This is a genomic window from Parasynechococcus marenigrum WH 8102 (genome assembly GCF_000195975.1).
Taxonomy (GTDB): domain Bacteria; phylum Cyanobacteriota; class Cyanobacteriia; order PCC-6307; family Cyanobiaceae; genus Parasynechococcus; species Parasynechococcus marisnigri.
Map to the genome: position 1 here is coordinate 2,297,160 of NC_005070.1, position 14,057 is coordinate 2,311,216.

Consider the following 14,057-nt stretch of genomic DNA (forward strand, 5'->3'; position numbering starts at 1 on the left):
GGGGCAATGATTGGTTGATCCTCGGAGGTGGTCAATCCTGAATTCAGATCGCCTCTGTGATCTGGATGGAATTCTGAAGATCGATCAGTTGATCGGCCTTGATTCCTTTGAAGATGATCTCTCCAAGATCATGCTCAACCCTGAGGTTCTTATTCGGATTAGCCGATTGAACGATCTCAAAATTAATCGAAGAATCAATCGCCACAACATCTCCTTGATCAAAGCTGAATCCATTGATCCTGTCTGTTCCTGCAGAACCCACATACACATCGGATCCACCAAATCCCTTCAGCACATCATCACCTGATCCACCATCAAGGAGATCATCACCCTTACGTCCCTTAAGGCTGTCATCACCTTCCTTGCCATACAGACTATTTCCACCAAGCCTTCTCTTACCCTTCAACTCATCGTCACCAGAAGTACCAATCAGCTCATCCGAAGGATTGATTAGATCGTCGAGCTGGGGTCGAATGAGATCAGTACGCGGGGATGCAATGACATCGGCATCGCTGATATCAACAGCACCAGCAAGCTCCTCGCTGATGTAGGTCGCAAGAATCTCTTGCTCGCCGATCACAGTTTCAATCTTGTTCTCAAGAGGAACGAAGGCCTGGTAACCATCTCCACCACCAGCCTGGTAATTGTTGGTCGCCAAGGTAAAAGTTTCCTCCAATGCATCGGCATTAACGAAGAAGTCACTCACCAACTCAACGGTCGATCCGTCGTCGCGATTCACCGTCAGATTCTGAACACGGCTGGCCTCAGTCAAGGACAAGGCCTCTTCAATTCCGGGGCGGTAGGTGACGAAGTCCAATTCGGCGCCGGCGAAATGGGGGAAGCGGCCATCGAGAGCTGGAGCCCGGCTCACACCGTTTTCGACAATGGCCAGGAACTCAGCACCCGTGAGATCCATGATCGTCAACTTGTTATCGAACGCCAGAGCAGCATTCACTTGCAACTGAGTGATCGGTGAAAGGCCGGCAATGGTGTCGCGGATGCCACCACCATTTTTGAGTGCGATATCGGCACGCTTGGTTTCACCAATCTCCTCGAGATACTGATTGGCGTACCAAAGAGTGGAGTCAGCGGCCAAGCGACCCAGGTTAGTTTCACGACTGCGGATATCGGCGCGAACACCATTGAGGCTGTCGGTGGTGGTGCCGACTTCCGCAAAGGCTGCATTCAATTCATCAGTAGCCAACAACGCTTCATAGGTGCTCACCACAACGGGATCAGCAACAGCGTCACCGGAAGTCCATGCACGCAGGGCAGCCACACCCTCGTCATTAGTGGGCACAGGGCCGCTGTTATCGGCGTCGTAGCTGGTGATCTCGCCGTTGTCGTCAAAGTGCACCAACAAATGGCCCACATAGCGCCAGATCTGTTCAGTGTTGGTGATCAAAACTGTCTTACCCGCGGAATCTTTCGACTCCAGAGGGTAATTGTGAGTGATCGGATTACCCGCTTCTTCGGTACGCAGCAGGTTGAAAGGACCGCTAGGGGTCTCAGCGGACATGTAGCCAGTCATGCCGGCCTGGATGATCACATCAACACCATCCAATTCCGCAGGAAGAACAGACTGATCGGTGTAATCCTGAGCGTGATCAATGAAGATAATCTTGTTGATACCTTGGTTGGTCAGGCGATCGATTTCAGCCTGAATCAGAGGAAGGGGCTCAAGCACTGGCTCGCGAGCCGTTCCCTCCCCGCTGGTGCCACCGACGTAGTCAAGACCAGGCAGGTTGCCATCGGCGACCAGGGAGAACATCTCGCTGGGTGAACGGCCGATCAAACCGATCTGCTCACCGTCGATCTCCACATAGGCAGAAGGTGCAATCTTGCCGGCCAGCTCTTCAACGCTTTGAGCAGGCTCATCGGCGGCGTAGCTCACAAAAGGAGCGGCATTGCCATCGGTATCAACAACCGAGCTGAAATCGAGATTGGCGGAAAGGTGGACATAGTCCGAAGCGTTCACCATATCGATGAACTCACCGATATTTCCATCCATTTCGTGGTTGCCAATGCCATTGGCCTTTACGCCCATGGCATTGAAGATTTTGATATCCGCTAAACCAGGCTTGCCTTCTGTCGTTTCTCCAGCTGAATAAAAGAGGTTGGGGAGGGTGTGGTCTCCAGCGGTGACATGAAGACTGGCCCATCCCTGTGCCGCAGCTTCGTCCTGCAGGCCATCGGTGATGGCCGCATAATTAACAACCTTGTCTTCAAGAGTATTGACGTCCTTAAAATTGGATTCGTTGTCAGAGCTGTGGATCAGCTGAAGCTTGAAAGACATGTGCCGAAAGTTTCTTCATAAATAATAATTCCAACGACCCTTGTCATCATCAACAAAGTGTCTTACGGGCTACGCATCACGGTTTTACAGGATACAGATTTATCTTAAACAATATCCTCATTTGAAAAACCATAACGATTCAGACAGATTTTTCCTGGATCAATAAAGTTAATCAATTACGAAAGCTACTAAACAAAAAACCCCTCGCCAAAGCGAGGGGTCAAGGAAGTGCAACCTAAAATCGATCAAGCAAGATCAGCCTGACTGATTGCGTAGGTGTCAAGAGTGCGAGACACCTCGTTGGTTACAAACATGTGGCCGCTAGTATTGGTGTCATTAACAAATAGCAGACCCTCAGGTGAAAGGGACTCAGGCGATTGCAGAGTCGCTACGTGCTTGACGCGTTCATCATTGTCAGCAGCCTCGAGATCAACAACCTCAAAGATAGGAACAATTGTTCCGAGTCGATCCTCATCACCATTATTAAAACAACGCTCAAGAGCTACAGCGATGTAATGACGTTTGTTCTTCTTCTTGCCGAAGGAGAAATATTCAACCGTCTCAGGTTCCGTACCCTTGTCATCACTTCGATTATCGGGATAGTAGCCGAGTTCAGCAGCTATTTCTTCAGTCAGGTTACCGGAATCGTAAATAACGCTTCCGTCATTGGCATGAATCGAGAAGCCGCGGCCACCAAAACCTACAAGACCACCAGTTACAGGATCATTCTGATCAGCTAGGGTCTTCATACGACCTTCACCGATGATCTGAGAATCATACTTACTTACATCACCAAAGTCTTCTAAATCTTTGGCACGAACTTCATCAGACCAGAACTCATCGTCCGAACTAACGCCATATTTCTGAGTGATGAAGAATTCATCACCTTCTTCTACATCTTCAATATCACCGGAATTGCCAACACCTGCTTTATCGTAGATGTAGATCTCGTCAGTCAATGTTAGGGGATCGGTGAATGATTCAATCTCTGCCCCTGTGGAATTGGTACCCCAGGAATAAACGCCATCAGCAGGTGCTTCAAAATTGACATCGTCGGGGCGAACACGGCCATCACCCTCGTTGGGAGAGATGAACAAGATTTGCTTTTTCCCGCCAAGCTTGATTTGGAAAGTATCGATGCCATCAGGCATACGGGCACTTGTCACACCTTCCTTAACAGTAGGGTTATATCCATCATCCTTGTCGGTGGTATCGAAGGGAATACCTGACCAATCCTTGTAGCCAAGACCGAAGACACCAGTGATTTTCTCTTTTTTCAAGTTAACGCGAGCAAGAGCATTATTTTCCTGGAGCGCAACAAGTGCTGTGTTGTTACCCGTAATACCGACGTACTCGGGCTCAATATCGTATTCGCCGAATTTGCTATTACTGTCCATTTCGGGGCCGTAAAGTCGGACACCTCGTTTTTCGTAGTATTTGTTGGACTTCGTGAAGTAAAGGGTGTTGACCTTTGATTTAGTAAGATCGTTTGCAATATTAATTATAGAGATACTTCCCCGAGGATTCTGAGAGGTCTCATCGGAGCCGTAGAACATCAGTGGCTCGCCTTCATTAGCAGTCACCAGCTTTTTACCATTCTTGGTAAAAGCCAACTGGTCAGGCTGATATCCAACTTCCACCGAACCCAAGGATGTGAAACCAGATTCCTTGGTAAAATCTAAAAATTGAACAGTCCCTTCTCTAGTAACTTTATCGAACACAGAGGCTGCGATCAATCCTTGTGAGCTGACGCGAACGTCAGAGACATCACCTTCGAAGTAATACTCGTCGATAGCTGTGCCTTTGCCGTAACCATTTGAGTAGTCAATAGCGACGACCTGGCCACCCTTGTCATCGGTGTACTCACCTGTGATGACAAACGCTGTTTTGGTTGGTGCATACCAATCAACCTTTTCAGCACCGCCCGGCGAGACAGACTGGAGAGGGCTGATGATGGAATCGCTGATCCTTGCCACGGCACAGAAGGAGAACCAATCGGAAATTGGCAGCGTTGAATAAAGAACAAGTTAGGAATAGTTTAAGATCTGATCAAATTTCATTGTGGGACAAACTCATACTGTGGTAGTTCAAAAGGAAATTCCGTGGATTGGCTTCACCGCTGGATAAAAACTGACTGCGGACGTGCTAGGTTATCTTCCCTAAAAGCTCGAACAGGTGCCTCAGCACGACTACGCCTTATCTGGTTCGTGCTGATCGCCGCTATCCGCGACTGGCCCCTACCCAATCCCGATCAGAGCGGCGACTCATCCTCCTGAAGCGCTTGCCGTGCGGCCCGGCTCACCAGAATGACCACACCGATCGTGGCCAGCACTCCCGCCAACCGCAGAGCCCAGGTCATCGGATCCGCCTTACCGGCCAGCACCTCACCAAACCGGGCTACATCACCGGCCAGGGCGCCCAGCCCGCAGAACAGCACCGTGCCAGGAAGAATCCCGATCAACCCAAGGCTGTAATCCCGCAACGAGACCTCACTAAGGCCATAGGCCAGGTTGAGCAATGAAAATGGGAAAGCCGGCGACAGGCGCGTCAGCAAAACCAACTTCAGCCCCTCCTTGCTGACGGCCCGCTCCACCGCCTGCAGCTTCGGAAAGCGCTCCAGCCGCTGCAGTGCCCAGTCCCGCAGCCAGCTGCGTCCCAGCAGGAACACCACCACCGCCCCCAGGCAGGCCCCCACAAACACCAGGCCACTGCCGAGCCATGTGCCATAGAGAGCTCCCGCCAGCATCGATGCCCAGACCCCCGGCAACAGCAACGTCACCCACAGCGCATACAGAGGAACAAACAGCAGCGCTCCGGCCGGGGAACGCAGAAGCTCCATCGCATCCGGGAGCCATTGCTGAACCAAAGAGATCAAGCGGAATCAACCACGCATGGCCTGGAGCATTGCACTCAACTGGACGCTGAGGTGTAAAACCGCAGCGCAAACAACCAGAACGCCCGCGCCGCTGCAAAGAACAGCACCGCCAGCACTAAGCCAGCGAAGAGCATCGGTGCGGCCGCCTCTCCCAGCAACACCTGGGCGGGAACCGTGGTGAGAAACGCCACCGGCAGCACCAGGGTGAACAGCAGGCGCAGGGCAGGCGGGTAGGCGTTGAGGGGATAACGGCCGGAGGCCAGAAGAGCCCGCAGCACCTCAGTGGCATTCCAGGTTTTGACGAACCAGATGCTGGTGGCGGCGATCAGAAACCAGAGCGAATAAAGGATCAAGCCACCGGCAAGCAGCATCACCAGCACGGTGAACAGCGCAGACAGGCTGAGCACCACACCGGCCTGATGGCTGCCCCAGGCCAGAAGCCCAAGCCCCAGGCCGATCTCCGGCAGCCCCGCCGGCGACAGCGTGCGCAGCGACAACCAGAACTGGCTGTCGATCGGCTTGAGCAGCACGAAATCGAGGGTGCCCTCGCGCACATGGGTGACGATCGCCCCAAGGTTCGGGCGCAAGCAGGTGGTGGCCATGCCATCGAACACCGTGTAAAGCCCCTGCACCATCAGGGCCTGGGCCCAGCTCCAGCCCCCCAACGTCTGATCGGGGCCATAGAAGAGAGAGAGCAGGAATAGGCTGCCGCTGAGGCTCATCGCCACCGCCATTAGCTCGATCAACACATTGGCCTGGTACTCCAGCTGCGTGGCCAGGGCCGTGCCCCAAAAGCGACGCAAGGTTCGCCAGTAGCGCCCCATCAGGCCCCCATGGCGCTGTAGCGCCGCACGCCGGCCCGCCAGAGCAGCAGCACCAACGGCAACAGCAGAGCAATCCAGGTCAGTTGCGCCCCGAAGCCCGCCAGCAGATCCACCGGCTGGCCCGCCAGCACCCGAGCCGGGAAATCGATCAGATAAGGGAAAGGGGTCCACTGGGCCAGAGCCCGCACCGCCGGCGGGAAGGCTGTGAGCGGTGCCAGCAGGCCGGAGAGGAACAGGAAGGGAATGAACTGGAGCCGCTCCAGGGCACTGGCTTTCTCACTCCAGAAGCAGAAGGCCGCAATCAGGCTCTGGAACAGAAAGGCGATGGCAAAGGCCATCCAGGTGGCCAACCAGGCCAGCAGAAAGCCCCCCAACGACGGCAGCCAGAAGGCTTGCGGCTGCACTGCAAAGAACACGGCAGCGATCAGAGCCGCGAAGGGCAAGCGGGTGAGCTGTTCCCCCAGGTGGGCCGCCACATAACGCCAGAGCGGGTGCAGCGGTTGCAACAGGTAGGGCGAAAGCCGGCCCTGCAGGGCGTCTTCTTCGAAGGCGTAGACCACCCATACCACCGAGAACTGACGCACCAGAAAGGCACTGAGGAAATAGCGATCCAGGGCCACACCATCCAGCCCCAGCCCTGAGCGCGCATCACTGCCGCTCCAGACGCTGAGCATGATGAACGGGAGCACCCCGGAGAGGGCCCACAGGGCGATCTCAGCGCGGTACTCGAGCATGTGGGCGTATTGGCAGCCCAACAGCACGCGGATGATCCGCCTGTTCAGCCCGAAGATCCGCATCAGACGCGCCCCTTGCGGAACAACCCACCAATGAGTTCTTCAATCGGTGGATCGGTCACATCCAGGTCGCGCACGGGGAAGCGTTCGAGCAGCTGCGCCACCACCGCTGTGAGCTGGTCGCGCGGCACCAGCAGCCGTACCTCACAACCCTCGATCTGCTCCAACCGCCCCAGCCCTGCCAGAGCTCCAGGCTCAATCGGCGCCTCCAGCTCCAGCCGCACCTCCCGCTCCGGGGCCAATTGATCGGCCAAAGCTTCCAGAGGGCCGTCGTGGAACAGTCGCCCCTGGTGGATCAGCAGCACCCGGGGACAGAGGGCGGTGATGTCAGCCATGTAATGGCTGGTGAGCAACAACGTCGCCCCCGTGCGGCGGTTGTAGTCCGCCAGGAATGTGCGCACCCTGGCCTGGGCATTCACATCCAGCCCCAGCGTGGGCTCATCGAGGAACAGCACCTGCGGCTCGTGCAGCAGCGCCGCCAAGAGTTCGGCCTTCATCCGCTGACCGAGGGAGAGCTTGCGCACTGGCCGAGCGAGCTCCTCCCCCAGCTCGAGCAGATCAGCCAGCTCGCAGATCCGTCGGCGGGCCACGCCATCGGGGATGCCGTACACCGCCGCATTCACCCGCAACGAATCCATCGGAGGCAGGTCCCAGAGCAGCTGCTGCTTCTGGCCCATCACCAGGGTGATCCGGCGCAGGAACTCCGCCTGGCGCCGCTGCGGACTGAAGCCCGCCACCTGCACCTCCCCAGCGCTGGGGTGGATCAAGCCGCAGAGCATCTTCAAGGTGGTGGTTTTGCCAGCGCCGTTAGCGCCAAGAAAACCCACCATCTCGCCGGGCTCGATCCGGAAGGACACGTCCTGCACCGCCATCACATCCCGCGTCCGGCGGCGGATGAAATGGCGCAGGGTGCCGGCCAGCCCAGGCTGCTTCTCGGCAACCCGGTAGATCTTGCTCAGCCCCTCAACCTGAATCACCGACTCAGCTCAGATCCGCCAGGCGCTTGCGCGCCAGATCGGCCTGGGCCTGTTTCTCATCGAGGTTGGCCTGGCATTCCGCCACCACCTCCGGCGGAGCCTTATCGGCGAAGTTGGGATTGCCCAGCCGGCCCGCCAAGCCCTTGATCTCCTTCTCCGCCTTGGCGATATCTTTTTCCAGGCGCCCTTTGAGCGCATCGAGATCCACCAGGCCTTCGATCGGCAGCAGCACCTGCAGCTCACCGCTCACCCCCGCCAGGGCCTTGGCCACTGGAGCCGCATCCGCTTCCGCCGGCGCCATCACCGCCACCGACTCCGCCCGCGTCAACGCCGTGATGTCGGCCGTGCCCTGGTTGAGCACCGCCGCCAGCTCGCCGCGTCCGGTGACAAAGCGCACCGGCACCGATTGGGAGGGCTTGAGACCGGCCACCGCCCGAAGGTTGCGCACCACACGGATGGCACCGATCAGGTCTGCGAAGGAGGCTTCCAACGCGTCATCGAGGGCGCTCTCCTGCAGGGCCGGCCAGGGCTGCAGGGCCAGGAAGGTGGTCTCCGATTTGCCCGTGACGCTGTGCCAGAGCTCCTCGGTGAGGTGGGGCATCAGCGGATGCAGCATCTGGTGCATCTGACTGATCACCTTGGCCAGCACCTGCTTGGCCACCCGCTGATCAGCCAGGGCCTCGGCTGAAGGGTTCTCACCGGGGTTAAGCCGGCGCTTGCTCAGCTCCAGATACCAGTCGCAGACATCGTTCCAGGCGAACTCGTAAAGCCCCTTGGCAGCTTCACCCAGGCCGTAATTGCTGTAGCGCTCGGCCGTCTCCCGGTTCACTCGGGCCAGGCGCGAAAGAATCCAACGGTCCGCCAGCTGCAGGGCTGCGGGGTCGGGGTCACCGAGTTGGGCCGGCGTTTCGTCGCCCAGGTTCATCAACGCGAAACGGGTGGCATTCCAGAGCTTGTTGGCGAAGTTGCGCGAGGCCTCCACCGTGGCGGAGGTGTCGGTCTTGCGGTCGTAATCGAGGCGGATGTCCTGACCCGCACCGGCCACTTCGCGCACCAGGGCGAAGCGCAGGGCATCGGTGCCGTAGCGGTCGATCAGCAGCAGCGGATCGATGCCGTTGCCGGCGCTCTTACTCATCTTGCGGTTCTGCTCGTCCCGCACCAGGCCATGGATGTACACGTCCTGGAAGGGCATCTCACCGGTGAAGGCGCCGGCCATCATCGTCATCCGGGCCACCCAGAAAAAGATGATGTCGAAGCCCGTCACCAGGGTGCTGGTGGGGTACCAACGCTGCAGGTCAGCGCTCTCGGCATCAGGCCAACCCAGGGTGGAGAAGGGCCAGAGGCCGCTGGAGAACCAGGTGTCGAGCACGTCTTCGTCCTGCTCGATCACCGCCGCGGCGCCGTACTTCGCCTTGGCCTTCTCCAGGGCTTCAACTTCGTTGCGGGCCACCACGTAGGGCGTGGTGTCGGTGTACTTGCCGCCGGTCTCGCTGATCACGAACCAGGCGGGGATGCGATGGCCCCACCAGAGCTGGCGGCTGATGCACCAGTCGCGGATGTCGGTGAGCCAGTCGCGGTAGACCTTCTCCCAGCGCTCGGGGATGAAGCGGGGATCTTGCTTCTCGAGGGCCTCACGGCAACGGGCCGCCAAGGGCTCGGTTCTAACAAACCACTGGGTGGAAAGCAGCGGCTCCACCGGCACCTTGCCGCGGTCGGAATAGGGAACGCTGTGGCGGTAGTCCTCCACCTTCACCAGCAGACCCAGCTCGTCGAGACCAGCCACCACGGCCTTGCGGGCCTCGAAACGATCCAGCCCCTCGAACTGGCCGGCCTCCTTGTTCATCGTGCCGTTCTTGCGCATCACCGTTATCTGAGGCAGACCGTGGCGCTGGCCGATGGCGAAATCGTTGGGGTCGTGGGCTGGCGTCACCTTGACGCAGCCGGTGCCGAAGTCTTTCTCCACGTGGTCGTCGGCCACGATCGGAATCTCCCGCCCCACAAACGGCAGCGTGAGGGTCTGGCCCACCAGATGGGCATAGCGCTCGTCGGTGGGATTCACCGCCACCGCCGTGTCACCAAGCATCGTTTCGGGCCGAGTGGTGGCCACCTCCAGATGGCCATCGCCGCTGCTGAGCGGGTAGCGGAAATGCCAGAGGTGGCCGTCCACCTCCTTCATCTCCACCTCCAGATCGCTCACCGCCGAACCGGAGGCGGGGCACCAATTCACCAGGTATTCACCGCGGTAGATCAGCCCCTGCTCGTGCAGGCGCACGAAGGCCTCCTTCACCGCTTCACTGAGGCCTTCATCAAGGGTGAAGCGCTGGCGCTGCCAATCCACGGAATAACCCAGCCGCCGCAGCTGGCCCACGATGCGGCCACCGCTTTCAGCCTTCCACTGCCAGGCCCGCTCCAGGAAACCATCGCGGCCGAGGTGGTGGCGGGTCTTGCCCTCTTGCTTGAGCTGCTTCTCGAGGATCGTCTGCACCGCGATCGAGGCGTGATCGGTGCCGGGCAGGCAGAGCACGTTCTTTCCCGCCAGGCGCTGGTAGCGGACGATCGTGTCGATCAGGGCCGTGTTGAAGGCATGGCCCATGTGCAGGCTGCCGGTCACGTTTGGCGGCGGAATCACCACCGAGAACGGTTCACCGGGGGCCTTTGGGTCGGGGTGGAACGCTCCCTGGTCCTCCCAGGCCTGCTGCCAGCGGGCTTCCGTGCCAACCGGGTCGTAGGTCTTGGCCAGTTCGGGCACGGAAGCGGTGCGATGCGTGGGTCATGCTCGCAAAAGGTGCTGACATGCCACCCGACGCAGACATTGATTCAACGAGCGAGACGCCGTAGGTAGTCCTCCTGGCGTCCAGCGTTGATCCATCCGGTGGCGATCAACTTGCTGGCGCTCTGGTTGACCCGTCCGCGATGAATGTGGGATGGACCAGCCGGAAAGATCACCAACTTGCCCCGTTCCGCCGGTTCATGGTGGTCCTGCCAGTGGAACTCGGTCCCAGCTTTATCCACGTCGTTGCAATAAAGAATCCAGGCCAGCACCCGGTGGACGGGTTCAGTGGCCTCATCGCTGATGGTCCAGTCGCAGTGCCAGCGCTTGAAGCCCTCCCCGGGAGCGTAGTGCTGAAGGTTGAAGATCGGATTCACGAACAGGCTCTGCTCAGGACAGCAATCGCGAAACAGGGGCCGCTCCTGCAGATAACGCTCCAACCCGGCCGTCACCCCACGAAGGATCAGTTGCGACAGGGCGAAGGATTCCGGTTCCGAGCGATCAATCGCCACCAGGCTGATGTCGGTGCTCTGTTTCGCCGGTTCCCCCTCACCCTCCGGCCCGAAGGCCACGCCAGGCCGCTGCAAATCCACCCGGCGTTCGAAGAACTCCTGCACCGCATCGGCAACCGACAGGTAGCCGGAATTGCTGTAGCGCCCGATCAGATTCATGCCGCTGTCGCCAGGCGGGGGATGGCCACCACCGCATCGAGCTGCTGCCAGCGCGCCCGGTCAGCCAACACATGGTCCTGCAATTGCACCTGCTCAATCACCGCCGCGGCCCGATCGAGATCCAGGGGGGCACCAGGTCCCATCGGCAGCACCAGCACCTGCTGTTCTGCCGGATCCGCCATCACCTGCAGATCGAGGTCCTCCAGCTCCCGCTCAAAGAACACCCGCCGCATGCGCGTGGTCACCGTGGGGCCTAGGGCTTCAACAAAACGGGCCATCCCGGCCTCATCTCCAGAGCACCCACAGTTGAGCGACAACCAGATCAGCAGCTTCACCCAGCTGTCCACGGTCCACAGCGGCTGGAAGCTCTCGCGGTGCTGCCGCACCAGCTCGCCGATGGCGAAATCGAACAGGGTGGCCTGCAGGCCAGTGGCATCAGCGGAATCCATGCCATTCATCCTCTCCTGCGAGAGGTCAGACTGGATGAACCGGCTGCTTCCCCCATGGCCCTGGATCTCAACGATCCCGAACTTGAATTCTCCGATCTGGTCTACGCCTACCAGAGCTGGGTGATGGCGGTGATCAACGACGAGAAGCTCGACGGTGACGACAAATTGCTCACGGACGACATCACCGAAGACGCACTGAATTCCATGCGCTTCCTCCCCGGTGAAGTCACCAGTGCGATCGAGACCAGCCTGGCCCGCGTCTACGACGTGGATGCCGATGAGCTGGCTGAGCTGCTCTTCCCCGAAGACTGAACCCAGCCATGGTCTGGACCGTTGACGACATCCCCTCCCAGGAGGAGAGAGTTGCGCTTGTCACAGGAGCGAATAGCGGTCTGGGCCTGGCCACCGCCCGCGCCATGAGCGCTCGCGGGGCGACGGTGATCATGGCTTGCCGCTGCCGGCGCAAAGCTGAAACGGCACGGACGCAGCTGCTGGAAGCGGGGCTCACCGGCCTGGATCTGCTGGATCTTGACCTGGCGGACCTCAACAGCGTGCGTCGTGCCGCAGCCGAGGTGAGTGATCGCTATGGCCATCTGGATCTGCTGTTCAACAACGCCGGGGTGATGGCCCCACCGCGTCAGCTGACCGTTCAGGGCCATGAACTGCAACTGGGCGTGAACCACCTGGGCCATATGGCCCTCACCCTGCAACTGCTGCCGCTGATGCAGGGCCGCAACGATGCCCGCGTGGTGACGGTGACCTCCGGCGCCCAGTACTTCGGCCGCATTCGCTGGGACGACCCAAGCTGGGCACAGGGCTACGACCGTTACGGCGCCTACAGCCAGAGCAAGCTGGCCAATGTGATGTTCGCCCTGGAACTGGAGGCACGGCAGCAGGAGCAAGGCGGCGGCATCCGCTCTCTGGCAGCCCACCCCGGCCTGGCCCGTACGGATCTGCAGCCAACAGCGATCGCCAGTGGTGGCAACCGTCTGGAGGCTGTGGCCTACCGCTTGATGGATCCCTTGTTCCAAAGCGCTGCCATGGGCGCCTTACCTCAGCTGCATGCCGCCACAGCAGCGACAGCGCAGGGGGGAGAGCACTACGGCCCAGACCAACTGGGGGGAATGCGCGGCCACCCAACCCGCTGCCGCATCGCTCCGGCCGCCCTCGACCGTGAGCAGCGTCAACGGCTCTGGCAACTCAGCGAAGAATTGGCTGGTGGCCTTCTGATGCCATGACTGGTTCCTCCCCTGCTTTGAACGCCCGTCAACAGGCATTGCTGACGGCTCTCAACGCCTGTGGGGATGAAATGAGTGGTCAACAGCTGCATCGCAGCCTCGATGACGAGGCATCCATGGGACTGGCGACCGTTTATCGCAATCTGCGGCAACTGCAGCAACGGGGCCTGGTGCGTTGTCGCCATCTGCCCACCGGCGAAGCGCTCTACGCCCCCGTTGACCGGGATCGCCATCACCTCACCTGTGTGGACTGTGGAACGACGCAGGTGCTGGACCATTGCCCCATTCATGGCATCGACGTGCCTGCTGACAGTCGAGGGGACTTCGAATTGTTGTTTCACACGCTTGAATTCTTTGGTTTCTGCAGCAGCTGTCGTCCGCAGCGAAGCTCCAAACCATGACCCTGGCCGCGACCTACTACGGAGCCAATGGCTGGCTACTGGAATTCAACAACCTGCGTGTGCTTGTGGACCCCTGGCTCAGGGGAAGCCTGAGTTTTCCGCCGGGGTCCTGGCTTCTGAAAGGGGTTCTGCCCCATGAGCGTCCCGCACCCGGGACACTCGACCTGCTGCTGCTGACCCAGGGCTTGGCGGATCACAGCCACCTCGAAAGTCTTGATCTCCTGCCGCGCGATCTGCCCGTCATCGGCTCGGCCTCCGCAGCACGGGTGGTGCGATCACTGGGATTTCACACCATCACCACCCTCAAGCCTGGTGAGACAACCAACCATCAGGGGCTCACGGTGCGTGCCACAGCCGGCGCCCCAGTGCCGATGGTCGAAAACGGCTATCTGCTGGAGCACGAGGCCGGACAGCTCTACCTGGAACCCCATGGCTTCCTGGACCCAAACCTGCCTGAACAACCTCTGGATGCCGTGATCACGCCGATGGTGGATCTGGGTCTTCCAGCCCTGGGGGCCTTTGTGAAGGGCTGCAGCGTGGCGCCGGAATTGGTGCAGCGCTTCCAACCCACCACCATGCTCGCCAGCACCTCCGGTGGCGATGTGCGTTTCAGCGGGGCTTTGAGTGGAATCCTGCAGATGAACGGTTCTGTGGAGCAAACCGGCCGCGACCTGCCGACGAGCACCCGATGGCTGGACCCCACGCCAGGAGAGCGCTTGGTGCTGAAACCGTGAGGAAATCAAATCCCTACCAACTCAAAAG

Annotated in this window: 13 protein-coding genes; 4 read left to right on the top strand and 9 right to left on the bottom strand. The window is 59.3% G+C overall.

All coding sequences use genetic code 11. From position 1 onward, the window contains the following. Positions 1 to 43 precede the first annotated feature (43 nt). From TX72_RS14590 to TX72_RS12120, 9 genes are all read right to left on the bottom strand, one after another. Complete coding sequence (locus TX72_RS14590; RefSeq protein WP_011129243.1) at positions 44 to 2,296, bottom strand: 5'-nucleotidase C-terminal domain-containing protein; 2,253 nt, start codon at positions 2,294 to 2,296, stop codon at positions 44 to 46. Positions 2,297 to 2,541: 245 nt separating this feature from the next. After that, positions 2,542 to 4,272, bottom strand: a complete 1,731-nt coding sequence (locus TX72_RS12085) for a choice-of-anchor I domain-containing protein (RefSeq protein WP_011129244.1) — start codon at positions 4,270 to 4,272, stop codon at positions 2,542 to 2,544. A 275-nt stretch (positions 4,273 to 4,547) separates the two neighbouring features. Continuing rightward, positions 4,548 to 5,135, bottom strand: a complete 588-nt coding sequence (locus TX72_RS12090) for a TVP38/TMEM64 family protein (RefSeq protein ID WP_011129245.1) — start codon at positions 5,133 to 5,135, stop codon at positions 4,548 to 4,550. 71 nt (positions 5,136 to 5,206) lie between these two features. Continuing rightward, entirely contained in the window at positions 5,207 to 5,995 is a 789-nt protein-coding gene (locus TX72_RS12095) for an ABC transporter permease (RefSeq protein WP_011129246.1), read from the bottom strand. Beyond that, a complete protein-coding gene (locus TX72_RS12100; RefSeq protein WP_011129247.1) occupies positions 5,995 to 6,792 on the bottom strand; it encodes an ABC transporter permease in 798 nt (265 codons plus the stop codon). Before TX72_RS12100 ends, TX72_RS12095 begins: the two co-directional genes overlap by 1 nt. Beyond that, a complete protein-coding gene (locus TX72_RS12105) occupies positions 6,792 to 7,766 on the bottom strand; it encodes an ABC transporter ATP-binding protein (RefSeq protein ID WP_011129248.1) in 975 nt (324 codons plus the stop codon). Before TX72_RS12105 ends, TX72_RS12100 begins: the two co-directional genes overlap by 1 nt. 4 nt (positions 7,767 to 7,770) lie before the next feature. After that, entirely contained in the window at positions 7,771 to 10,515 is a 2,745-nt protein-coding gene (locus tag TX72_RS12110) for a valine--tRNA ligase (protein ID WP_011129249.1), read from the bottom strand. Positions 10,516 to 10,583: 68 nt separating this feature from the next. Further along, positions 10,584 to 11,207 carry a 2OG-Fe(II) oxygenase gene (locus tag TX72_RS12115; protein ID WP_011129250.1) on the bottom strand — a complete coding sequence of 208 codons (624 nt, stop codon included), beginning with the start codon at positions 11,205 to 11,207 and terminating at the stop codon, positions 10,584 to 10,586. After that, positions 11,204 to 11,656: a hypothetical protein gene (locus TX72_RS12120; protein ID WP_011129251.1), complete on the bottom strand. Its 453-nt coding sequence runs from the start codon at positions 11,654 to 11,656 to the stop codon at positions 11,204 to 11,206. Before TX72_RS12120 ends, TX72_RS12115 begins: the two co-directional genes overlap by 4 nt. Positions 11,657 to 11,710: 54 nt before the next feature. Here TX72_RS12120 and TX72_RS12125 point away from each other — a divergent pair, with 54 nt between their 5' ends. Genes TX72_RS12125 through TX72_RS12140 form a run of 4 tightly spaced genes read left to right on the top strand, consistent with a single transcriptional unit; the run spans position 11,711 to position 14,029 of the window. Then, positions 11,711 to 11,968: a hypothetical protein gene (locus TX72_RS12125; protein WP_042503985.1), complete on the top strand. Its 258-nt coding sequence runs from the start codon at positions 11,711 to 11,713 to the stop codon at positions 11,966 to 11,968. 8 nt (positions 11,969 to 11,976) lie between these two features. Then, entirely contained in the window at positions 11,977 to 12,894 is a 918-nt protein-coding gene (locus TX72_RS12130; protein ID WP_011129253.1) for an oxidoreductase, read from the top strand. Further along, positions 12,891 to 13,295 carry a Fur family transcriptional regulator gene (locus TX72_RS12135; protein ID WP_011129254.1) on the top strand — a complete coding sequence of 135 codons (405 nt, stop codon included), beginning with the start codon at positions 12,891 to 12,893 and terminating at the stop codon, positions 13,293 to 13,295. The genes TX72_RS12130 and TX72_RS12135 overlap by 4 nt, the downstream gene beginning before the upstream one ends. Beyond that, on the top strand, positions 13,292 to 14,029 hold the full coding sequence (locus TX72_RS12140) for an MBL fold metallo-hydrolase (RefSeq protein ID WP_011129255.1): 738 nt from the start codon (positions 13,292 to 13,294) through the stop codon (positions 14,027 to 14,029). The genes TX72_RS12135 and TX72_RS12140 overlap by 4 nt, the downstream gene beginning before the upstream one ends. Positions 14,030 to 14,057: the final 28 nt, after the last annotated feature.